Annotated in this window: 25 protein-coding genes; 13 read left to right on the top strand and 12 right to left on the bottom strand. The window is 59.7% G+C overall.

Going from position 1 to position 21,163, the window contains the following annotated elements:
* Positions 1-16: 16 nt before the first annotated feature.
* From HB393_RS04620 to HB393_RS04610, 3 genes are all read right to left on the bottom strand, one after another.
* Positions 17-400: a hypothetical protein gene (locus HB393_RS04620; protein ID WP_213803971.1), complete on the bottom strand. Its 384-nt coding sequence runs from the start codon at positions 398-400 to the stop codon at positions 17-19.
* Positions 397-690 (bottom strand): DUF6516 family protein, encoded by a 294-nt coding sequence (locus HB393_RS04615; RefSeq protein WP_213803970.1) that lies wholly within the window; start codon positions 688-690, stop codon positions 397-399. Before HB393_RS04615 ends, HB393_RS04620 begins: the two co-directional genes overlap by 4 nt.
* A 63-nt stretch (positions 691-753) precedes the next feature.
* A complete protein-coding gene (locus HB393_RS04610; protein WP_218623882.1) occupies positions 754-1,209 on the bottom strand; it encodes a DUF1810 domain-containing protein in 456 nt (151 codons plus the stop codon).
* Positions 1,210-1,283: 74 nt separating this feature from the next.
* Between HB393_RS04610 and HB393_RS04605 the strand changes: the two genes are divergently transcribed.
* Positions 1,284-1,670 (top strand): DinB family protein, encoded by a 387-nt coding sequence (locus HB393_RS04605; RefSeq protein WP_213803969.1) that lies wholly within the window; start codon positions 1,284-1,286, stop codon positions 1,668-1,670.
* Between the two features lie 122 nt (positions 1,671-1,792).
* Here HB393_RS04605 and HB393_RS04600 read toward each other — a convergent pair whose 3' ends face one another.
* From HB393_RS04600 to HB393_RS04585, 4 genes are all read right to left on the bottom strand, one after another.
* Positions 1,793-2,269, bottom strand: a complete 477-nt coding sequence (locus tag HB393_RS04600; protein ID WP_213803968.1) for a cytochrome P460 family protein — start codon at positions 2,267-2,269, stop codon at positions 1,793-1,795.
* The gene (locus HB393_RS04595) at positions 2,269-3,225 is read right to left on the bottom strand and encodes a heme-binding domain-containing protein (RefSeq protein ID WP_213803967.1); all 957 of its coding nucleotides are present in this window, start codon (positions 3,223-3,225) and stop codon (positions 2,269-2,271) included. Before HB393_RS04595 ends, HB393_RS04600 begins: the two co-directional genes overlap by 1 nt.
* A gap of 116 nt (positions 3,226-3,341) precedes the next feature.
* Complete coding sequence (locus HB393_RS04590) at positions 3,342-3,884, bottom strand: DinB family protein (protein WP_213803966.1); 543 nt, start codon at positions 3,882-3,884, stop codon at positions 3,342-3,344.
* Positions 3,885-3,956: 72 nt separating this feature from the next.
* The gene (locus tag HB393_RS04585; RefSeq protein WP_213803965.1) at positions 3,957-4,742 is read right to left on the bottom strand and encodes a hypothetical protein; all 786 of its coding nucleotides are present in this window, start codon (positions 4,740-4,742) and stop codon (positions 3,957-3,959) included.
* A gap of 184 nt (positions 4,743-4,926) precedes the next feature.
* On the opposite strand from HB393_RS04585, the gene ychF reads away from it, so the two are divergent.
* Complete coding sequence (gene ychF / locus HB393_RS04580) at positions 4,927-6,027, top strand: redox-regulated ATPase YchF (RefSeq protein WP_213803964.1); 1,101 nt, start codon at positions 4,927-4,929, stop codon at positions 6,025-6,027.
* Between the two features lie 73 nt (positions 6,028-6,100).
* A complete protein-coding gene (locus HB393_RS04575) occupies positions 6,101-6,490 on the top strand; it encodes an MmcQ/YjbR family DNA-binding protein (RefSeq protein ID WP_213803963.1) in 390 nt (129 codons plus the stop codon).
* 37 nt (positions 6,491-6,527) lie between these two features.
* On the opposite strand, the gene HB393_RS04570 is transcribed toward HB393_RS04575, so the two are convergent.
* Positions 6,528-7,361, bottom strand: coding sequence for a hypothetical protein (locus HB393_RS04570; RefSeq protein ID WP_213803962.1), 834 nt, complete (start codon positions 7,359-7,361; stop codon positions 6,528-6,530).
* A 530-nt stretch (positions 7,362-7,891) separates the two neighbouring features.
* On the opposite strand from HB393_RS04570, the gene HB393_RS04565 reads away from it, so the two are divergent.
* The 4 genes from HB393_RS04565 (at position 7,892) to HB393_RS04550 (ending at position 12,251) form a co-directional block, all read left to right on the top strand.
* Positions 7,892-9,085 (top strand): pyridoxal phosphate-dependent aminotransferase, encoded by a 1,194-nt coding sequence (locus HB393_RS04565; protein ID WP_213803961.1) that lies wholly within the window; start codon positions 7,892-7,894, stop codon positions 9,083-9,085.
* A gap of 146 nt (positions 9,086-9,231) precedes the next feature.
* Positions 9,232-10,488, top strand: coding sequence for a GGDEF domain-containing protein (locus tag HB393_RS04560; protein ID WP_213803960.1), 1,257 nt, complete (start codon positions 9,232-9,234; stop codon positions 10,486-10,488).
* A 229-nt stretch (positions 10,489-10,717) separates the two neighbouring features.
* Positions 10,718-11,383, top strand: a complete 666-nt coding sequence (locus tag HB393_RS04555; RefSeq protein ID WP_255550786.1) for a Bax inhibitor-1 family protein — start codon at positions 10,718-10,720, stop codon at positions 11,381-11,383.
* 94 nt (positions 11,384-11,477) lie between these two features.
* A complete protein-coding gene (locus tag HB393_RS04550; protein ID WP_213803959.1) occupies positions 11,478-12,251 on the top strand; it encodes an SDR family NAD(P)-dependent oxidoreductase in 774 nt (257 codons plus the stop codon).
* An 80-nt stretch (positions 12,252-12,331) separates the two neighbouring features.
* On the opposite strand, the gene HB393_RS04545 is transcribed toward HB393_RS04550, so the two are convergent.
* A complete protein-coding gene (locus HB393_RS04545) occupies positions 12,332-12,910 on the bottom strand; it encodes a cupin domain-containing protein (protein ID WP_213803958.1) in 579 nt (192 codons plus the stop codon).
* A 286-nt stretch (positions 12,911-13,196) separates the two neighbouring features.
* Here HB393_RS04545 and HB393_RS04540 point away from each other — a divergent pair, with 286 nt between their 5' ends.
* Positions 13,197-14,273, top strand: coding sequence for a radical SAM protein (locus tag HB393_RS04540; protein ID WP_213803957.1), 1,077 nt, complete (start codon positions 13,197-13,199; stop codon positions 14,271-14,273).
* A 167-nt stretch (positions 14,274-14,440) separates the two neighbouring features.
* Positions 14,441-15,067, top strand: a complete 627-nt coding sequence (locus HB393_RS04535; protein WP_213803956.1) for an HD domain-containing protein — start codon at positions 14,441-14,443, stop codon at positions 15,065-15,067.
* Here HB393_RS04535 and HB393_RS04530 read toward each other — a convergent pair.
* Complete coding sequence (locus HB393_RS04530) at positions 15,058-15,495, bottom strand: DUF2251 domain-containing protein (protein WP_213803955.1); 438 nt, start codon at positions 15,493-15,495, stop codon at positions 15,058-15,060. The two genes, HB393_RS04535 and HB393_RS04530, sit on opposite strands and share 10 nt — an antisense overlap.
* Positions 15,496-15,586: 91 nt before the next feature.
* Between HB393_RS04530 and HB393_RS04525 the strand changes: the two genes are divergently transcribed.
* From HB393_RS04525 to HB393_RS04515, 3 genes are all read left to right on the top strand, one after another.
* A complete protein-coding gene (locus tag HB393_RS04525) occupies positions 15,587-16,798 on the top strand; it encodes a hypothetical protein (protein WP_213803954.1) in 1,212 nt (403 codons plus the stop codon).
* 95 nt (positions 16,799-16,893) lie between these two features.
* The gene (locus HB393_RS04520; protein ID WP_213803953.1) at positions 16,894-18,627 is read left to right on the top strand and encodes a L,D-transpeptidase family protein; all 1,734 of its coding nucleotides are present in this window, start codon (positions 16,894-16,896) and stop codon (positions 18,625-18,627) included.
* 136 nt (positions 18,628-18,763) lie between these two features.
* Positions 18,764-19,318: an ester cyclase gene (locus tag HB393_RS04515; RefSeq protein WP_213803952.1), complete on the top strand. Its 555-nt coding sequence runs from the start codon at positions 18,764-18,766 to the stop codon at positions 19,316-19,318.
* Positions 19,319-19,361: 43 nt separating this feature from the next.
* Here the strand turns inward: HB393_RS04515 and HB393_RS04510 are convergent, their stop codons facing one another.
* Both HB393_RS04510 and HB393_RS04505 read right to left on the bottom strand, forming a co-directional pair.
* Positions 19,362-20,213 carry an AraC family transcriptional regulator gene (locus tag HB393_RS04510; protein WP_213803951.1) on the bottom strand — a complete coding sequence of 284 codons (852 nt, stop codon included), beginning with the start codon at positions 20,211-20,213 and terminating at the stop codon, positions 19,362-19,364.
* Between the two features lie 143 nt (positions 20,214-20,356).
* Positions 20,357-20,785: a hypothetical protein gene (locus HB393_RS04505; protein WP_213803950.1), complete on the bottom strand. Its 429-nt coding sequence runs from the start codon at positions 20,783-20,785 to the stop codon at positions 20,357-20,359.
* 109 nt (positions 20,786-20,894) lie between these two features.
* On the opposite strand from HB393_RS04505, the gene HB393_RS04500 reads away from it, so the two are divergent.
* Positions 20,895-21,116, top strand: a complete 222-nt coding sequence (locus tag HB393_RS04500; protein WP_213803949.1) for a hypothetical protein — start codon at positions 20,895-20,897, stop codon at positions 21,114-21,116.
* Positions 21,117-21,163 lie beyond the last annotated feature (47 nt).

The following is a 21,163-nucleotide window of genomic DNA, read 5'->3' as shown; positions in this document are numbered from 1 at the left end:
CTCTCTTACAACAACCCTAAAAACTAGCCCGCATCTCAACACGCTGCGCCACCGGCTCTACAATCTTCACTCGTCCATGTCCGGGATTAATCTCCTCTCTTGTTCGAAGCACCCCGAAACGCACCAACTTCGCCACATCCCGCCGTACAGACTTAGGATCACGTTTCAGCGCCGCCGCTAGCCCAGTCACCGAAAATGCCTGCATCCTCGTCGTCTCCAGCAGACGCATCCGTTCTACCGTCAATACTTCCAGCATCTCCATCGCAGACCCGAAATTGATCGTCATCTCCGGAGCCAAACGTTCGCCGCGATCCAGCTTCTTCGCCCGCACCCGCGCGCGCTTCGCCCAGCCTTCAAAGCCATCTGCTCTGATCGTCAGTTTCATGCCAGTCGACTTCATGACTTTTCCTTTCGCAGCACCCTGACCTCATGGAGGAATCGGTCCAACAACACCTCATAGCTCTCAAAGCGAAACGGCTCGACCGCTCCCTTGAAATGCCGATGATGATAACCGTGGCTATTGTCATAGCCCAGCACCCGGCCATTATCGACTTGGGTCAGAAAATGGTTGATAAACGTAAGGTTGTAACGAGCCACTTTGCCTGCCTCGTCCTCCCAAATCTCTTCTCGAATCACTCCAGGCCCAGCCGTACACCGGAGTGAATTGATCTCATCGATGACCTTCCGCAACCTTCTCTTAAGCGGCACAGCATGAGCCTACCACAGATAGGACTCCTAACGCCCTACCTGTCTCTATTCAACCCCGGTCCTCACTCGAGCCAAAGTCCCACGATCCAACTTCCCATCAAAATATCTCTCCAGCACCTCAGTAAATAAACCGCCACCCTCATCGACCTGCGCAAACAAAGTCATGCTCGAGTGAAACTTCAAATCATCCGGAGCCCCAAAGATCTCTCCTACTGTTCGGCCACTCACGCCAAGCACAATCGTCGTACACTCCCGCAGCCGAGCCCCTAGCACCCGATGCCCCAGATAAGCCCTAGCCTCCTCCAGCGAAGAAAGCCCGTACCGCACCGCCATCGGACTGCTGCCCAGCCCCTGAATCTGCGGAAAGATGAACCACATCCAGTGGCTCCGCTTACGTCCCGCGCGCAACTCGGCGCAGACCTGCTCATATACTCCAGCCTGCGCCTTTACAAACCGCTCCAGATCGTACGGATCGCTCATCGCACTCACCTCCACCGGCATGTCACTCTCATTCCGTAAAATAAGACGCAGTTTGGCATCAGTGCGACATCCCAATCCACGGCAATAGGAACCCCATGACTGAACTAGCCCTGGCTATTATCGGCGACAGTGCGGCAGCCCCCGCACTCCACATCCTCGAAGGCATCTCCGAAGAACTAGCCCATCGCAAGGTCCCCAACATCCCTCACACCATCTACGAAGAACTCTGGCACCTTGCCTTCTGGCAACAGGTCACCCTGGATTGGATTCGTGGCATCGAGACACCCTTCCCCGCAAAGCCTGCCGACGGCTTCCCTCCTACCGAGAGTCCCACCCCCGAAACATTCGAAGCACTCCGTCATCGCTTCCTCCAGGCCGGAGAAGAAGCTGCAGCCGCAGCGAACGACACAGGCCAAACTAGATCAGCTCGTCAGCTGCCCCTCCCGCCCCGACACCGCCACCCGTGTCATGTCCATCCGTGACCAACTGATCAGCCTGGTCGCCCACAACTCCTACCACCTTGCCCGAATCGTCCTGCTCCGCCAACTCCATCAAACATGGCCGCCGCCATCAGGAGGCTTCAGCTGGTAGCTCAAGCAGTGAGCTACGGCAGCACAGCCGCTCGCTGCGATAGAAGATAAGCCGCCCGCTCATTCGGAGCCGCTCCTTCCGTGTTTTCCACTCTCTTCAATGGAGAACCCTCAAACCGCTGGTACGAGTACCCAGTTCCCACCGACACCACCTCCACCGACTTCGGTGTCGCCGGAATCTTCCCTCCGAACCAGCGCCCATCCTCCTGCTGGTTCCACGTCACCAGCGAGACCACCGATCCCGCCGGATACTTCATCTCCGCATTCCTTCGCGCATAGTTCACTGCAGCGTCGTTGCCATATAGCGTCGACATCGTCGAATCGCGTTTATCCACCCACGACGTAATTACCTTGCCCTGCATCGGATTCGGGGTCAGCTCACCCATCAGCCTCGCGTCCTCATTCAACCGTGTCTCCACCCTTGGATTCGGCTTGGAGCAACCTACCGCGCTCGACAATACGACGAGCCCCACGAGAGAAATTATCTTCATCACTGTTGCCCCCCGATCGGCATTGTGTACACGTAATCGTTCTTTGCCACAGGCTCATGGCAACTGACGCACTCGTTGGTGAACTTCGCATCTTTCCCGTAGGGCTTCAGATCGGTCCCCCGCCATCGCGCCCAACCCCATCCCTTGGTCGACGCATACTTCTTGCTGTCCCGAATCATGTACTCCACCTGGTAGAACGCCCCGGTCCGCATCACGCCCTGCCCATCCGGCTGCTCGAACCATGCCACCTTGGCAAAGACCGTTCCATCCGGCCAGGGATTGATGTGGTTGTCGGCAATAGCCTTCACCGCAACATCGTTCCCCATGATCTCTCTCAGCGTGCCACCATCGAAGCGGTCCGTGCTGCTGATCGTCTTCCAGTTCTTATAGTCCGGAAGGAACGCGATGCCATTCGGCGACTTCTGCACCTCGAGCGGACCCTCACTCTGCTTGATCCACTTTCCATACTGAGCATCGCCTGCCGTGGTGTCGGCTGCAGCCGCAGGTGCAGCCGACGCAGTCGACGGCGGAACCAGATAGTTCCGCAGCACGGCCACCTGATCCTGCGTCACCTTCGCTTCAGGATGCACCTTCAAATACCGGGGCAGGGGCATCGCCCCCATCTGAATCTGATTCACCGCTTCAAACAGCAATCCCTTCTGCTGTGCCGCTGGCAACTTTCCAAACTCAGAAAAATTCAGATGCCTTCTCGCCTTTTTCACATCTTTCGTGACGAGCCAATACGCTGGCTCGATCTGGTCGAACCAGGGCAGCTTCGTCTCGTTGGAGTGGCAGCTATAGCAAGAGGTCCGCAGTATTTGCCGGACCTCTTCTGGAGCTTGTATCTCTGCCGTTACCGGTGGGTTCTTCAGCTCTGGCCGGATCAATTGGATCACGGCGAACCCAAGGCACACCACTGCGCCCGTCCATAAAAATGCTCTCGATGCTAAAGCCATATCATTACCCTTCGCAATAAGACGCGGAAGTGTGCCCCTCGGTTACATTTCCATGTGCTCATGCTAAAGAAATGACAACTCTACCCTCGCAACATTCCTTCAAAGCAAAAAGAATGTTACTTTTCGCTGGTAGGAGGCGCAATTCCCTTCAAGCGCAGATACATTGATAGCGCGGAATATTGTTCGTTGTCATGCGAAACATTGCCCCACAGCAGCCCAGCTCGCGAACGCTTGCCTTGTCCGGCCGTAAGCAACTCCACAAAATTCGCATCGGTCGTGGCGCCGTAAGCTTTATCGCACTCCGCGAACGAAGCCTTCAGCCCCTCGATGATCGCTGCCTTATCCGCTGTATCTGAAGGGGGCTTCATGATCGCGCTCGGAGCCGTACCGTTTGCAATCCCGCAGCTGCGAAACTGAGCTTCGGTGACGTGGTTGACCACCCGTGCAAACGTCCGCACCTCCGGCGTCGCCTTGTACTGGTACTGATCCGCCGGCATCTTCTCTGCCGACTTCAGGATGTTGTCCTTCTGCGCCGCATAGCTCCGTTGCACCTCACCCGCCGGTCCTGGAACCGGAGGCGGTCCCGCCGGAGCCTGTGCCAGAGCCATACTCGAAACGATCAGACCAGCCAAACTACACCCTACCTTCATCCGCAGCATATCTTCTCCCTATCTTGTTCGACTTGATACAGCCAGACCAGCCTAACCGCACTCCGTCGCCTCCACAAGGAATTACTTCGCGGCGACACGCTTCGCCACTCGATCACGCCTCACCCCGGCCCGCACCCCGCAAGCCGCCGGAGCATTCGCCATCTCCTTCGCGAAGACGCGATAGCTCGCTCCTCCCGGCCTCAACGTAGACCAGTATCCCGACTGCGACAGCAGCGGTTTCCGCTGTTCGATCACCTGCTTCTCCAGAATATTCACCCCACACTCCAGATTGTTCTTCGGCTGCAGAATCGTCCTTCCCGGATCGTCCGGCTTCAACTGCTTGTCTCGCTCCCAGTCGAAGTCGCAGTCATAGCGCCTCTGATCTTCGTACGTCAGTTGCAGCAGACCCTCGCTCCGTACCGCCCGACCGGTCACTCCATCCGTCACCGCCACCTCCGGCTCCGTATGCCGCACCCGAGTCGTCGGCTTCAGGCCGGCCTCCGCTCCCGCCAGAGCCTGGAAGAAGTAAGCCCAGAACGCCCGCTTATCCACCTCCGCCAACTCATAAAACCGCGGACAGAACCGCCGCACATCCCGCGGCACCTTCGTCGAAAGCATCTCCGCCGGCAGAGCCTGCTCCACAATCACATCCCACTGCGGATCCCATCGCGGCCCACCCAACTCCTCCCGCTTTGTGTCGATGGGAGTCGACGGAGCCGGCTTCATCGCTGGAACAGCCGGCGCCGGAACCGCCACAGCCTGCTGCTCGCGCCCCTTGCAGCCGGTTCCCACCCCAGCCGCCATCAACAGAAGCCCCAACCCCACCCGCTGCCAACGCTTCGATCCTGCACCAAATATAGGACACATAGATAGAGCCATCCTCTCGCACCCCCTGCAGCATCGGTTCCTGCATCGCGGAACACAACCCAGAAATGGCCCAAAATCGCAAGCGTTGCACCACCAAGTTTGGATGCCGGCCCTTCCGTCGCTGTTGCCGCCCCAACCTCCTGCCATACATGTTTCAATAGAACCTAAGGACCTCACACAGAAAATGCCTCTCAACTGCGGAATCGTCGGCCTGCCTAACGTTGGCAAATCCACCATCTTCAATGCACTCACCTCGGCCAAGGCGCAAGCCGCCAACTACCCCTTCTGCACCATCGACCCCAACACCGGCGTCGTCACCGTGCCCGATGAGCGCCTCGCCAAGATCTCTGCCCTCATCAAGCCCAAGTCGCTCGTACCCACCTCCATGGAGTTCATCGACATCGCCGGCCTCGTCGAAGGCGCCTCCAAGGGCGAAGGTCTCGGAAACCAGTTTCTCGGCCACATCCGCTCCACCGATGCCATCCTCCACGTCGTCCGCTGCTTCGCGGACCCCGAGGTCATCCACGTCGCTGGCGGCGTCAACCCCCTCCACGACATCGACATCATCAACACCGAGCTCCTCCTCGCCGACCTAGACAGCGTCGAGAAGCGTCACGCCAAGGTCGAGAAGCTCAACAAATCGACCTCCGCCGACCACAAGATCAAGACCGAGTTCAGCGCTCTCTCCAAGCTCAAGGAAGCCCTCGAAGCCGGCCGCCCCGCCCGTACCGTCGACCTCACCGACGAAGAGAAGCCCTACACCCGCGACCTCCACCTCATCACCGCCAAGCCCATGCTCTACGTCGCCAACGTCGACGACTCCGGCCTCACCGGTCACAACGAGTGGGTCGACGCCGTAGAGAAACGCGCCGTCGAAGAGAAGAGCCAGGTCGTCCGCATCAGCGGCTCCATGGAGTCCGAGATCTCCCAGCTCGAGCCCGCCGAGCGCGACGAGTTCCTCAAGGAGATGGGCCTCGCCGAGCCCGGCCTCAACCGCCTCATCCACTCCGCCTATAGCCTGCTCAACCTCATCACCTACTTCACGGCGGGCGTTCAGGAGGTCCGTGCCTGGACCATCATCCGCGGCACCAAGGCCCCCGGAGCCGCAGGCGTCATCCACTCCGACTTCGAAAAGGGCTTCATCAAAGCCGACTGCTACCACTGCGAAGACCTCTTCAAATATGGCAGCGAGCAAGCCGTAAAAGAAAAAGGCCTCCTGAAATCGGAAGGCAAAGAGTACATAGTCAAAGACGGCGATATTCTGTTCTTTAAATTCAACGTCTAGACACCATCTAAAACAGCTTCACGCACCTCTGGGCCTGATTGATTTCGCCACTTGATATACAGGAAGCACCCGTATGGCAAAGGGACGCGAACCCTTCACCTCCGAGGATCACCTCCGCAGGGTGCGGCAGATCTGCTTCGCCCTGCCCGGAACAACCGAGAAGCTCTCTCACGGCGAGCCCACCTTCTTCGCCGCCAAGAAGGTCTTTGCAATGTTCGCCAACAATCACCACCACGACGGTCACATCGCGGTATGGCTTCCCGCTCCGCCCGGTGTTCAAGCGCTTCTGGTAGACACCGCCCCGCAAACCTTCTTCAGACCACCCTACGTCGGCGTGAACGGTTGGATCGGAATAGAACTAGCCACGATCTCCAACGAAGACCTCGCAGCCCACATTCTCACTGCCTGGAAACTCATCGCCCCCAGAAAATTACAGGCCCAGAACGCCGAAGAGCGGACCTGAACAACCAGGTCCGCCCTATCCATCTCAACGGCAACGTCTAGAACTTGTAAGCCACACCAAACGACAGGATAGGCAAGAAAGACGCATAGCTAAGGTTATTGTTATTGCGCTTGATGAAGGCCGCTAAGTCGCGCTGAAAGTCTGGGTCGTTATCAACCGACTCACATCCGATAGCCGCCGGGAACCTGGGATCGCAGGCGCTTCCGGTAAACCGGACATTCAACCTCGGCTGGCCCACATAGTAGAACCCCGCCTCCACTGGAAAGCTGAAGTGCTTGTTCGAGCGCGGAACGATATTTCCGAACCCCACCGACAACCCCGGAGCAACCGTGCGAAATCCAATCGAGCCATCCCCATGCAGAGGATCCGTCCTGCTGCTGATGTAATCCGTACCGTTCAAAGTCACCGTGTTGCCGGCCGGAATCAGAGCCGTAGCCTTCACCTGGCTGTTATTCGCAAATACGATCTGCGGGCTCAGATGAAATCCTCCACCGAACGGGAACCAGTCCAGAGCAGCATGGCCCGACCGCAGGCGCATATCCGCATTTACATCGGCTCCTTCCTCCTCGAAGGTCGTGCCATAGCTGAAGAAATCAGCGCCAGCACGCAGGTTGAACTTCCTCGCCACCGGCGTCGCCACGTCGAATCCAGCTCCGCGCAACCCAACGTGAATCTCCACGCCGACCGTCGAGAAGGGACGAATATTATGGTTCACCAGACGCCCGGGAGAAGGAGCGGTCTGTAGAGAAGATTCGTTCTGAACAGGCTCGGCGGGAACGCCGGCGCTGGTCGAACTGGACTGCGCCACAACGTAACTTCCTGACACCAACACCAAGGCCACTGCAAAGAGAGAGAGAGCATTCAATTTCATAAAAACCGGGACCCCTTGAAGATCGCGCCGTATCGAAGACGCTGGTTATGTAAACAATTCGGTTGACAGTTGACTCTGCAATTTCACTGCAGCCGTACGTTCCCTCAGCCAGCAGCATCTACGACTACGACCCAACTCGCTTAGCGCATCCGACGGCGATCATCGAGTGCCTTCGTCTTGCACAAATCGCGCCAGGTTCATCCACATCGAAAGGATCTGCCCTGAACCTAGTCTCTTCCCCATCTGTCGTCTATAACTCTTTCTGGGCAGTCAGAATCAGGTCTACCCTCTGTCAATCCAGGCATCCGCATAGACGTTGCGTGCATCGCCCCTCTCTTCTCGCTGGACTTTTCACCCATCCTCCCGCACAATAGCCCCAATCCGTTCATCTGATCCGTACTGCAAAATCTCCCAAGGTCCTACTTGGAAGCAGCCTTAGCCCCAGACAGCACCCGCAGTCTCGCTATCCATTCGTGCACCCTACGCACCGCTAGCTTTCTACCTGTAGTTCCGACTTACAAGGAGCCGTGATGACCCCATCCTCTTCACTGAATCGTCGCAACTTCATTCGCATGGGAGCAGCCCTTCCCATCGCCGCCATCGCCCCCAACGCAGCCTTCGCCGCAGCCTCTGCTGCAGGAGGAGTTCCCTCCGTCGGCTACATCGACGTTCCACCTAACGTCGCCCTGCTCAACATTAACGAGTTCCCCTCCGGCCCCACTCCCGCCGCCGTCGACATGATGCATAAGATGGCCGTCAACGGGAACCGCTACTACATGAACGAGACAAAAAAGTTCGGCGCTGAGCTCGCTGCCTCGCACGACCTCAAGCCCGACTACCTCACCATCTACGCCGGCTCCAGTGAGGTCCTCCACTTCACCGCCCTCGCCTTCACCTCGCCCACCAAATCTCTCGTCACCGCCGACCCCACCTTCGAGCAGACCTGGCGCGTCGCCGAGTCCCAGGGAGCCACGGTCCACAAGATCCCTCTCAAGGCCGACTACTCCTACGACATGAAGGCCATGGTCGCAGCCGACCCCAACGCCGGCCTCTACTACGTCTGCAATCCCAACAACCCCACCGGAGTCCCCGTCAAACGCGCCGACATCGAGTGGCTCCTCGCCAATAAGGCACCCGGCTCCGTCGTCCTCGTCGATGAGGCATACATCCACTTCTCCGACGCCGAGTCCGTCATCGACCTCGTCGCCAAGGACAAAGACCTCATCGTCTCCCGCACCTTCTCCAAGATCTACAGCATGGGCGGACTCCGCTTCGGCTACGCCATGGCCCGTCCCGATCTCGCCGAAAAACTCCACCACTACGGCGTCAACTCCATGGCCACCACCGCCGTCCAGTGCGCCAAGGTCCAGCTCGCCGACAAGCAGCTCATCCCTCTCCGCAAGCAGGCCATGCGCGACACCCGCGACAAGACCTTCGACTTTCTCGCCAAAAACAACTACACCTTCACCCCCTCTCAGACCAACCACTTCATGCTCGACATGAAGCGTCCCGGCGGTCCCGTCGCCACCGGCCTCGCCCACCACAACGTCATGATCGGCCGCGTCTGGGCTGTTTGGCCCAACTACGCCCGTGTCACCGTCGGCAGCCCCTCGGACATGCAGAGCTTCCAAACCGCCTTCCTCGAAGTCATGCAGACCCCCACCGATAAGCTCAACGCCCTCTACCACCCCTACCCGCATCTCCTCAACACTCACGCCTGCTGAACCTCGGAAAAACCGGCGCTCCTCTTCGGTGCAACCTCATCGTGCCGAAGAGGACCAACCACTATCTCACCCCCAAACGAGATTTAGCCGCCTTACTGTAGAACCAGTAACCCCCTGCGCCTTCCCGCTGGACTAGACTGAATCCAATGTCCCCGGTGTCATTCCTCGACAACAAGACCTTGCTCGCCTGTCTCCTCATGACAGCGAGCCTCTCCGCTCTTGGCTTTGCCAGAACGTGGAAGACTCACCCTGCTCTACGCGGCGCCGGCTCCTTCTCACTCGCATTCTTATCTGGCATCGGTACTTGCCTGCTCTTCGCCCTCGGCCGGCACTCCTCTCCCGTAACGCTCTTCTTCAGTACCGTCGTCGCCGACACCCTCATCTGTTGCGTCTCCGCCTTTATCCTCTCTGGAATCGAGCGCTTCATCGGAGTACAGCGCTTCTCCCGCCTCGGATGGACCTTGGTCGCCATCGCATCCCTCCTCTTCTTCGTCTTCACCGAGCTGCACCCCGCCCTCGTCCCCCGCATCCTCGTCATCGACTCCGTCAACGTCATCCTCCGCATGCTCATCGCTGTCGAGCTCTTCCGCCAATCCGGCCGCAGGAACCTCCGCACCCTTGGCTCCGTCATGGGGATCTTCTCTCTGATCAGCCTCGCCCACTGCGTGGGTACCGTCGTACACGGACCCTCCAGCCGCTTCATGCAAAGCAACGCCGTCCAGACCAGCGAGCTTTTTCTCAGCCTCCTCTACGTCATGGCCACCGGCCTCCTGCTCTTCCTCTTGCTCAACGACGAGCTCGTCATCCGCCTGGAAGACGAAGCCGCACGCGACTTCATGAGCGGAGCCCTCAACCGCCGCGGCATCGAACGCACTCTGCTGGCCGAGATGGAGCGCTCCCGCCGCCACGGTCCCCCGCTCACCCTCGCCTTGATCGACCTCGACTACTTCAAACAGCTAAACGACTCCCGCGGCCACGCCGCCGGCGACGCCGCCATCCTCTCCGTCTCCCGTGCCATCACCAGCGCCCTCCGCTCTTACGATCACGTCGGGCGCTTCGGTGGAGACGAGTTCCTCCTCATCCTCCCCGACACCTCCATCGATGACGCCACCAACGTCCTCCAGCGAACCCGCGAGCTCGTCGCCAAATCCTTCGGTGACGGTCTGACCTTGAGCATCGGCGTCACCATCCTCGCCGGAGAGAAAGAAGACCTGATCACGCTCCTCTCCCGCGCCGACGAAGCCCTCTACGCCGCCAAATCCGACGGCCGCAACTGCACCCGCATGCGCCTGCCCAGCAACTTGCCGATCCGCCTCGCCGACAAATCCGCAATAGCCGTCAAGCTCTCCCGCCGCTTCCGCTTCAGCCGGATCACCTTCTACCGCCGTCCCAGAAAAACCTAGCCCCACCCGCCCAGGCCATCCTTGGCCGCCTCTCCCCGAGCGCATAAGCTGAGTAAGTCCTTACCCTAGCTCAGCTTCCGTAAGGAAAAGTACCGCAAACCCGCGACAGGCTTCTGGTCGCCGCATGACGATAGGGCGGGAAAAGCGTCTTATGATAGGGTGTGGCATCTTAAAGAACAGCCACAAGAGAAGTAGAACCCGAAGCAAGCATGCACCGCTGGAGCAAGCCATGGCAATGAACGACTACCGAATGAACGCCTATCCCACCATCATCGATGTGCCTCGCGAGGGCACCGCCTCCCTGCTCGCCAAGGTCCTGGCCATCACCTCGCTGGGCTTCCTTATCACCTCCCTCGGCGTCGCCACCGCCCCCGCCTGGAGCACCTTTCCCGGCATGCTCATCGTGCTCGGACTCGTCTTCGCCATCTCCTTCGCGCGCCGCTCGAGCCCCGGCCTCGCCCTCGGTCTCTTCCTCGCCCTCACCTACTTCATGGGCTGGGAGATCGGCCCCCTCATCCAGCGCTACATCCATAACTTCGGCCCCGCGCTCGTCTTCAACGCCGCCGCGACCACCGGTGCCGGAATGGCCGTCATGGGCTGCGTCGCCTATCTCTTCCAGATCAACTACCGCAGAATCACCGGCATCGCCGTCGCCGCGCTGCTCTGCCTCATGCTCGTCGGCATCGTCAGCATGTTCTTCCACTTCCTTAGCCCCGACACCTACTCCTGGCTGACTCTCGGCATCTTCAGCCTCCTCACCGTAGGCGACTTCGCCCGCATCCGCGCCGGCGGCGATGGCCAACCCGCCGTCTCCCTCGCCCTCTCCATCTACCTCGACGCCATCAACATCTTCCTGGCCGTCCTCCAGCTCATGAGCGGCCGTCGCCGGGACTAACCCCAGCGCGGCCCTCACACTCTCTCGATCGAAGCCTCTGCGGTCCAGCGATACCTCATAGCCGAACCCGCAACTCGTCGCATACACTCAACCGATGGCCGCCACCCCCTTCGCCACCTACCCCAGCCTCCGGGACCGCACCATCCTCATCACCGGCGGAGCCACCGGCATCGGCGCATCCCTGGTGGAGGCCTTCGCCCATCAGGGCGCCCAGGTCGCCTTCCTCGACATCCAGGACGAAGCCGCCCAGGCCCTCATCGCCCGCCTCCAACCACTGGTCCCCCACACCCCCATCTACCTCTACTGCGACCTCACCGACATCCCCTCCCTCCAGCTCTGCCTCTCCAACCTCCCCGCGAAGCTCCCCGGGATCGACGTCCTCATCAACAACGCAGCCAACGACTCCCGCCACGCCACCGCCGACGTCACCCCCGAGCTCTGGGACCGCCTAATGGCCGTCAACCTCAAGCATCAGTTCTTCGTGACCCAAGCCGTCATCCCCGGCATGAAGCAGCGCCAGCGCGGCTCCATCCTCAACATGAGCTCCATCGCCTGGGCCATCCCCACCCTCGGCCTACCCGTCTACGTCACCGCCAAAGCCGCCATCGTCGGCCTCACCCGCTCCTTCGCCCACGAGCTCGGCCCCCACAACATCCGCGTCAACTGCATCCTCCCCGGAGCCATCCTCACCGACCGCCAGAAACAGCTCTGGTTCACCGAGGCCTACAGCGCCGAGATCCTCTCCCGCCAGGCCCTCAAACGCCACCTCCAACCCGAAGAGGTCGCCCGCCTCGCCCTCTTCCTCGCCGCCGACGACAGCAGCGCCATCACCAACCAGAGCTACATCATCGACGGCGGCTGGATTTAAGTTCTTGCCCTTCAGGATTAGCGGAGGGCTTCAGCCCTCCGAAAAATGACAGCCAAAAGAAAAGGGCTTTAGCCCTGGCCCTACTGCGACGCCAACTCCTTCAAATGAGCCCCGAACCCCGGATAGTGCGGCAGCGCCCTCTTAGCCTCCTCCGGCGTCAATAGATGCACACCCAGCTCCGCGCCCACTCGAATCCCATGGCTGGGATCGTCGGTCTGATACGTAATCGCATCCTCTTGAAGCTCCATGCTCTTTGCAGGCTCACCCATCCGCATAAAGTAGCTGTCGGAGACCACCTCATGCTCCCCCGCCGCCACAAAGAGCATCAACGTCCGGAGCCGCGGCGAGCGGACATAAAAAGTATGTGCCTTCCCCGCAGGCAAGAACACAGACTCCCCCGGCCCAGCCGAGAAGACCTTATCCTCGACATACAACTCCATCACCCCTTCAAGCACGTAATACAGCTCATGCTCCCACTCATGTACATGCGGAGGAGGCTCATTGCCTGGCTTGGTCTGGAATTCGATAAAAGCAAACCGCCCATCCGTATCTGTTCCCTTTGCCAGAAGCGATATCACGCTTCCCAAATAGGCTAGGCTCGATTCGACCGTAGACGCGCGCAGATACCCCTTCGGCGGCGCCGCTTGACCCTGTTTCATTCCTGCTCTTTTCGTCGTGCGCTTGAGCTCCCCTATCTTCTCGAAACATACGGGCTACTCATCGCTTCCTCTAATAGGAAGAACGTATGAAACGGCAGATTATTCCAGGCCCAGGCAGGCCCTATTCCCTGCCAAAAAACTCCCCCAATCCGAATATGTAACCAAGAGGCAATCAAAATACGCCCGCCATATAAGCGCGACCCATTCGGCCACGTCCGCGCAGTCCACCTTCATCTCGCGAAAACGAAATTTGAGTCCGGACAGCTCATAAGCCTAGGATAGGACTGTGAGCTCACTCCTCTCCACCTCCGAAGAGATCCGCCGCAAGGTCGAACACCGCGAAAGAATCTCCTCCCAGGATGCGCTCTGGCTCTGGCAGAACGCCTCCGACGCCGAGCTCCGCGACCTCGCCCAGCAGGTCCGCGCCCGCTTCCACGCGCCCTCCGCCTGCACCTACATGGTCATGCGCATCATCAACTACACCAACGTCTGCGTCGCCCAGTGCGACTACTGCGCCTTCTACCGTCTCCCCGGCCAGGAGGGCGGATACGTCATGAGCGAAGATCAGGTCTTCGCCAAACTCGACGAGCTCCTCACCCTCGGCGGCGATCTCGCGGCCTTCAACGGCGGCTTCAACCCCTACCTTCCGCTCTCCTACTACTGCGATCTCTTCGCCGCCATCCGCAACCGCTACGGCGACCGCCTCGAGTTCTACGCCCTCACCATCGCCGAGTTCATGTACCTCGCCGACCACGCCAACCTCGACTACGCCACCACCGCCGAGCGCTTCAAGCAAGCCGGCGTCCGCTGGATCACCGGCGGCGGCTCCGAGATCCTCACCGAAGACTTCCGCAAGCGGCACAGCAAGTTCAAGTACACCGTCGCCCAATACTTCGAAGCCCAGGCCGCCATCGTAGCCGCCGGGCTCAACACCACCGCCACCATGGTCATCGGCTTCGACGAGACCATCGCCGAGCGCATCGAGCACCTCGAACGCACCCGCCACTTTCAAGACCAGACCAACGGCCTGGCCAGCTTCCTCTGCTGGACCTACAAGCCCTACTTCACCCAGATCGGCGGCATCGAGATCTCCACCGGAGAGTACCTCCGCCACCTCGCTCTAAGCCGCATCTACCTGGACAACGTCCAACGCATCCGCACCTCGGTCCTCACCCAGAACGAGCGCGCCCTCGAGGGTCTCCTCTACGGAGCCGACGACTTCGACCTCCCCATCGAAGACGAGGTCACCCAGAAGGCCGGAGCCACCATCAGCCTGCACTTCGACCGCATCCTCGAAGTAGCCCGCGACCTGGGCTTCAACCCCACCTACCGCCACGTCCCACAAGCCCAACTCGTCCCTTAAGGTCTCTCGCCTTTCGCCGTCATCCTGAGCGCAGCGAAGGACCCCTGTATTTCGTCTTTGTCGTTGCCGTTGCTTGTTCTTTCTCGTCATTCAACAGGATCACGAGCCGAAACACCCACACCAATCATCAGAACCTTCGCAAGAAAAACGCAAAGGGATAGAGCACCATGTCGAACCTGACAGACCGCGTTAGAACCGAAGTCATCCAACGCCTGAACAACCCCCAACAATCCGTAGCCCACCGCTTCGACCACATAGAACGCGTATGGGCCAATGCGAAAAAGATCGCAGCCACCATAGAAGACGTAGACCACGAGATCCTGGAACTCGCCGTCCTCCTGCACGACGTCGAACAGCACGCCGGGAAAAAGGCCGAGCATGTGGAATCAAGTGTGCGCACCGCGGAGCAAATTCTGCAAGACTTCGGCTGCCCCGCCAATCGCATCGATCTAGTCCTCAACGTAATCGCGCAGCACTCCACAGAGCACGTCGAGACCGTCAAGCCATCCACCAACGAAGCCCGAATCCTCTTCGACGCCGACAAACTCGACGGCATCGGTGCCGTCGGCATCGCCCGCGTCTTCGGCCTCTTCGGCCAGATGAACCTGCCGCCCTTTGCCGCCATCGCCTGGTACCGGGGAAAGATCGCTGTCTCCCTCAAGCACGTACAGACCGAAGAGGGCAGCAAGCTCTTCCAGTCGAATCTAGCCTACGTAGAGGAGTTTCTCGCTCGCATGGAATCGCAGGCCCTCGAGGCAAGCGCAGTTTCCTCGAACGAACCCGTTCAAGCGTAAAGCGCCGACTCGAACCGGTGCAGCGCCGCATCCGACCACGCATGCGTCGACTTCAGCCACTGGTCTCCCTGCTCCGACATGAAGTTAGGAAAGTCCATCCGGCAGTACCCGCGATGCGCCTCGAAGTCGAAGAGCCCCTGCGCGGTCCCATCCAGATAAAGAACCGCCTGCAAACCATCGCGCGACCATTCGATCGCCGCAATCCGCTGGCTCTCCGGCCGTTCGAGCTCCGCATCGCTCTTGGCCAGCGCCTCGACGTTGTAGATCAACATGGCATCCAGGATGCTCCGCTCCAGAGACTCGTAGGAGCGGTCGCAGGCATAAAAGTAGCCCGCAACGCCCTCGTCCTCGAAGACGACCGTCCAGGGAACGGTAGGGGAGTTGGAAGAGAGAAAGGCTCGGCCGGGATTGAATGAGAGCGACTGCATCTCTTCACGATACGATAAAGACGAGGGTTCAGGTAGCTGAACGAACCGGCCCTCCAAGAGGGCAAGGGATGGGTTCGCCGGTGTTCGCAGGATGAGGTTGCCGAAGCTTGGAAAGATTGAGATCGGACGGCCCCAGCGGCTGGCCGGAGTGCTCCTGCTCCTGCTCCTGGGGCAGTGTCTCTGGGTCATCGGACACCAGAACCTCTCCCAAAAGGACTACCGCTTCGCCCGCTGCGGACGCGAGATGTGGGAGCGGCCCTCGCCCCTGGCAGGCTACTTCACCACCTGCGGCAACCTCAACGGCGACGGCACTTTCGCCTACCGTGTCGCCGGCCTCCCCCTGACCCTCCAGCGCCTCGTCCTGCTCGGAGCAGACAAACTCCGCAAACCCGAGAACCGCCTCTACGCCCAGGGCAGCCTCAACGGCTCCACCTGGGAGGCGCGCCACGAGATAGGCAGCGTCAAGTATCTCCTGCACCTGCCCTTCGTCTTCTTCACCCTCTGGCTGGGCGGCGGCCTCTGGTGGGTCTCCCGCCGGCTCTACGGCAACGAAGGAGCCTTCCTCTCCCTCGGCCTCTACTGCTTCTGTCCAGAAATAGTCCGGTTCTCCGTCCTCCCCAACAACGACGTCCTCGCCATGTGGGGCCTCTACGGTCTCGTCTACACCGCCATCGGCGTCGCCCACGCCATGCACGGCCCCCGCCACAAGTGGAAGCCCAGAATCGCTCTCCTCACCGTAGCCCTGGGACTCACCGCCGCGGCCCACCTCCTCGCCGCCCTCATAGGATTCGTCGCCGCCTTCATCCTCATGTTCTACCTCGCCGAGCGACGCCGCAGCTACGTCATGCAGATCCTGGTCTTCTCTGCCTTGGGAGCCATCGTCATCCTCTTCGCCTTCTACGCCTTCCGGCCAGCCGCCTTCAGCTACGTCTTTACCGGCGGAGGAGCCCGCTTCTGGTTCTCCCTCGAAGCCGCTCGCAGCTTCTTCACCAGCCCCTGGAACGGCCCCATCGCCGTTGCCACCGGCGTATCCCTGGTCGTCTGGGCCGCGATGCGCCGCAGCCGCTACTTCGGCAATACCGTCCCCCTCCTCATCACCCTGCTGCTCCTGCCCCTCACCACCACCCAGAACGTCACCGCGCCCTGGCTCTGGGCACTCCCCTTCCTCTTCACCTTTGTGGGAGGCGTCTTCGCCGACGTCCTCGAAACCCGCCAGCGCAAGCTCTTCCTCTCCCTCACCGGCCTCACCCTGGTGGCCCAGGCCCTCATCTGTGTAACCTCATTGAAAACCCTCATCCCATAGCGAGCCTCCGCGTCTTTTGCATCCAACAGGGGAGAAGTGCTGCATAATAGCTGCACACCCCCAAAAACTACCGCCTAAGGATGGCTCCGCACTCCATGATGAAAGCTTCGCTCCGAAGGATAGGCTGTACGTGTGTCTTCGCGGCTCTCCTGCTCGCCGCCGGGTGCAAAAAGCACCGCAAGACCACCTCCGTGGAAAACACCACCGACTACGCCGGAAACCTCCAGGCCCTCGTCGCCACCAAGAAGCTCCCCAGCCTCAAGTGGCCGAACTTCTCCGACTATCAGGGCTACATCACCCAGTTCTACGACGACCGCAACTACGAGCTCGCCTGGACCCGCGACGGCAAGCCCACCGCCCCCGCCACCGCCTTCATCCAGGCCTTCCAGAACGCCGGCTCCAAGGGACTCATCCCCGAGGACTACGACGCCTCCCTCTGGCCCGGCCGCATCGCCAAACTCGCCGGCAAGCCCGCCGACGCCATCTCCGAGTTCGACGTTGCCATGACCGTCAACGTCATGCGCTACATCTCCGACCTCCGCATCGGCCGCGTCAACCCCTCCCACTTCAACTTCGACATCAACGTCCAGACCAAAAAGTACGACCTCGCCGAGTTCGTCTCCGACCACGCCGTCGACGAGAGCGACGTCCCCAAGCTCATCGCTACCGTCGAACCCGACTCCGACCAGTACCGCGCCACCGAAGCCGCCCTCGACCGCTACCTCACCCTCGCCAAACAACAAGCCGAAGCCCAGGCTGAACCCCTTCCTGTGGTCGCCAAGACCATCAGCGTGGGAGGCCGCTACGAAGCCGCCGAAGCCCTCACCGCCCGCCTCAAGCTCGAAGGCGACCTCGCCGCCGACGCAGCCCCCACCACCTTCGATCAGGACGTCTCCGACGCCATCAAGGCCTACCAGCACCGCCACGGCCTCACCGAGGACGGCAAGCTCACCCCCCAGACCATCAAGAGCCTCAACGTCCCCCTCACCGACCGCGTCATCCAGCTCCAGAACTCCCTCGAGCGCTGGCGCTGGCTCCCCGAGCAGTACATCAACGCCCCCCTCATCGTGAACCTCCCCGAGTTCGTCCTCCACGGCTACGACGACCAGCACAAGCCCGAGTTCACCATGAAGGTCGTCGTCGGCAAAGTCGTCGGGGAGCATGAGACACCCGTCTTCGCCCACATGATGAAGTACCTCGTCTTCCGTCCCTACTGGAACGTCCCCACCGACATCGCAAAAAAAGAACTCGTCCCCCACATGAACGCCCGCCCCGGCTACCTCGAGAGCAAGAACTACGAGGTCGTCAACACCAAGGGCGAGGTCCAGCACGGCTACACCGTCAAACAGGTCGCTCAGGGCGGCTACATGGTCCGCGAACGCCCCGGCCCCAAGAACTCCCTCGGCCTGGTCAAGTTCATGTTCCCCAACCAGTACGACATCTACCTCCACTCCACCCCCGCCACCGAGCTCTTCAACCGTACCCGCCGAGACTTCAGCCACGGCTGCGTCCGCGTCCAGAAGCCCGAAGACCTCGCCGTATGGGTCCTGCAAAACCAGAAGGACAAAGACGGCAACGAGTGGGACCTCGACAAGGTTCACGAGGCCATGACCGCCGGCCCCGATAACAAGACCGTCGCCCTCAAAACTCCCATCCCCATCGTCATCTTCTACCTCACCGGAATCGTCGAAGAAGACGGCCACGCCCACTTCTTCGACGACATCTACGGCTACGACGCAGAAATGCAACAGGTTCTAGCCAAAGGCCCACCCTACCCAATCAAGCCCGAACCAGTGGTCCCCAAGACCAAGGCCGGAGACACCGTCTAGGCCGCAATACATTTGTGTTCAGATTGTGCACAGATGGTCCTTTTGGACACTCAGACTTACGCGTCGACTGTTGTGATGGAAATGTGGGCCGCAAGCTCTTCTTGCTCGCGCAAAACCACACAGGAGATCACAGCTTATGTCGAACGCTACAACCAGCAGTGTTAACCAGGCGCTGCTAGAAGTCTGGAAGCAACATACCTACTCCGAATTTGTCTTGAAAGATGCCAAAGCCGCACTAAGTACCATGTCGGACAATCCCCACGTCCTCATGGTGCCGATCGCGCTGGGAGGCAGAGGCCGCGATGGAGTCTACAACTTCTACCGCAACCTCTTCCTCTCGCAGCTGCCCGCCGACATCACCTCCGTACCCGTCTCGCAAGCCATCGCACAAGACATCCTCGTCGAAGAGTCCGTCTATCGCTTCACCCACGATCAAGCGATGGACTGGTTGATTCCAGACGTGCCGCCCACCGGCAAATACGTCGAACTCGCCACCGTAAGCGTCGTAAAATTTGAGAACGCCAAGATCGCCAGCGAACACGTCTACTGGGATCACGCCAGCGTCCTCGCCCAGCTCGGCGTCATCGAATCCGCCCGGATAGCAGCCAAAGACACCGAAAGGCCGCGCACGCTCCTCGAGCGGGTAGGAATGCATCTACGGATCGAACCCGTCTACCAACAAGCTCTGTAACCAATACAGATACAAATTGAAGTTACAAATAAAGAGCGGTAGGTTACAGCGAGCGGCGATAGCTGCTAGGCGTCATGCCGGTAACACGTCGAAAGACGCGCGCCAAATGATGTTGATCGGCAAAGCCGCTCGCCAGCCCTACCTCCGTAAGAGAAACGCGTTGGTCGCGCATCAGCGTCTTCGCCCGCTCCACACGCCGGTGAAGCAGAAACTGATACGGAGTCTTCCCCGTGCTCTCCCGGAAGCTGCGAATCAAGTGCGTCGTACTCAACTTCACCTCACGCGCCAACTCGCTCAACCGCAGATCCCCCTCAGAGTGAGCCTCCATAAAGTCGATACACCGCCGCAGCATCGACGGCGCCATCCCGCTGGCAGATCTCTTCTCGATCGGAGGGTTCGTCGAGTAGTGCCGCACCAGATAGCTCGCCAAAGCAGTCGCCACGCCATCCAGAAAAAACAATCCACTCTCAAAGCCCTGGCGCTTCTCGCGCACCAGAACAGTCATCAGACCGCCCAACGTCGGATCCGGAACGACATCGCACTCCTTCAGTTCAGCCTCTTCAGGCTGCCCGTTCTCCTGCCGTGCCTGCCCCAGAACATCCCGGTGAAGCAGAACAACAGCAAACCCCGAATCGTCTCTCATCTCCAGGGTTCGCGTCTCATGCAAACTGCAGATCGACACCGTACCGGCCTTGGAAAACTCCTCTCGCTGCCGTCGTACATCCCGCCAGTGAATATCGGAAAGATTCATCGCAAGGGTTAACTCCTGGAAGGCAGGTACTGTCCAGTCGCCCTTCGTCGCCGATACCTCCACGACATCGACCAGCTTCGACCGGACCTTCCTAGTAGGGCAAAGAAGAAGCGGCTTCGGCATCAGCATAACTTCCTGGTTCATCGAACTCCTCCAAGCACTACCGATTGACTCGACTCATACGCCGATGTCAACACCCGCAGACGGAAGCGATTCCACCAAACGGATGCAGGCAAATCCTGAATGACTCCAAAGGACGCACCAGCGGGCCATACATTAAGACCCACTCAACTGTGCGCATCAGCGGCAAGCAAACCGGAACACTGCTTAAATCGATTGTGACACGGACAACCCCTTACCAAAACCCAATTCCACCACCCACCAAAAGAACACTCCACGTTACAAATATTCACAATCAAAAAGGAATATTTCCCATCACCGCGTGTCTTTACAAAAATAATCGACAGCAAAAATCCGTCCACGACAAGCAAAATCCGCCCCGCAACACTAAGGAAGCCTCTCCAAATCTCCCCCGCCGCCGCTGCCATCCCCACCGCCATTCCATCACCATCACCATCACCAACACCATCACCACTGCCACTGCCACTGCCACTGCCACTGCCACTGCCACTGCCACTGCCACTGCCACTGCCACTGCCAAAAAAATGTTGTCCCCCCAAAATTGTCATCCTGAGCGAAGTAACTCGCAGCTTCATCGCGAGTTACGTAGTCGAAGGACCCGCGGTTGCACTTGCCGTTGCAGTTGTAGTTGCTGTTGGTGTTGCTGTCGCCTGTCGCCTGTCGCCTGTCGCTGTTGTAGTTGTAGTGGCTGTTGTCGTGGCTTTTGCTGCTGCAGTTGTTTTTATTACTGCAGTTGTCACGCCCTTGCTGCTGTCCTTGCACTTGCAGTCGCTTGTTTTACGCCGTCATCCTGAACGCAGTGAAGGACCCCTGTATTTGCTTTTGTTCTTGCTTTTGTTCTTGCTTTTGTATTTGCAATTGCAATTGCAGTTGCAGTTGCAGTTCGGATTAAGCGTAGGGCTTTAGCCCTACGAAAAAGAACTCGCAAGAAAAGGGGCTTCAGCCCCGGGCTC

Source organism: Granulicella sp. dw_53 (assembly GCF_018449545.1).
In the GTDB taxonomy this organism is placed as follows: domain Bacteria; phylum Acidobacteriota; class Terriglobia; order Terriglobales; family Acidobacteriaceae; genus Edaphobacter.
Note: the sequence above shows the minus strand (reverse complement) of the source record. Positions and strands in the feature narration are given on the sequence as shown.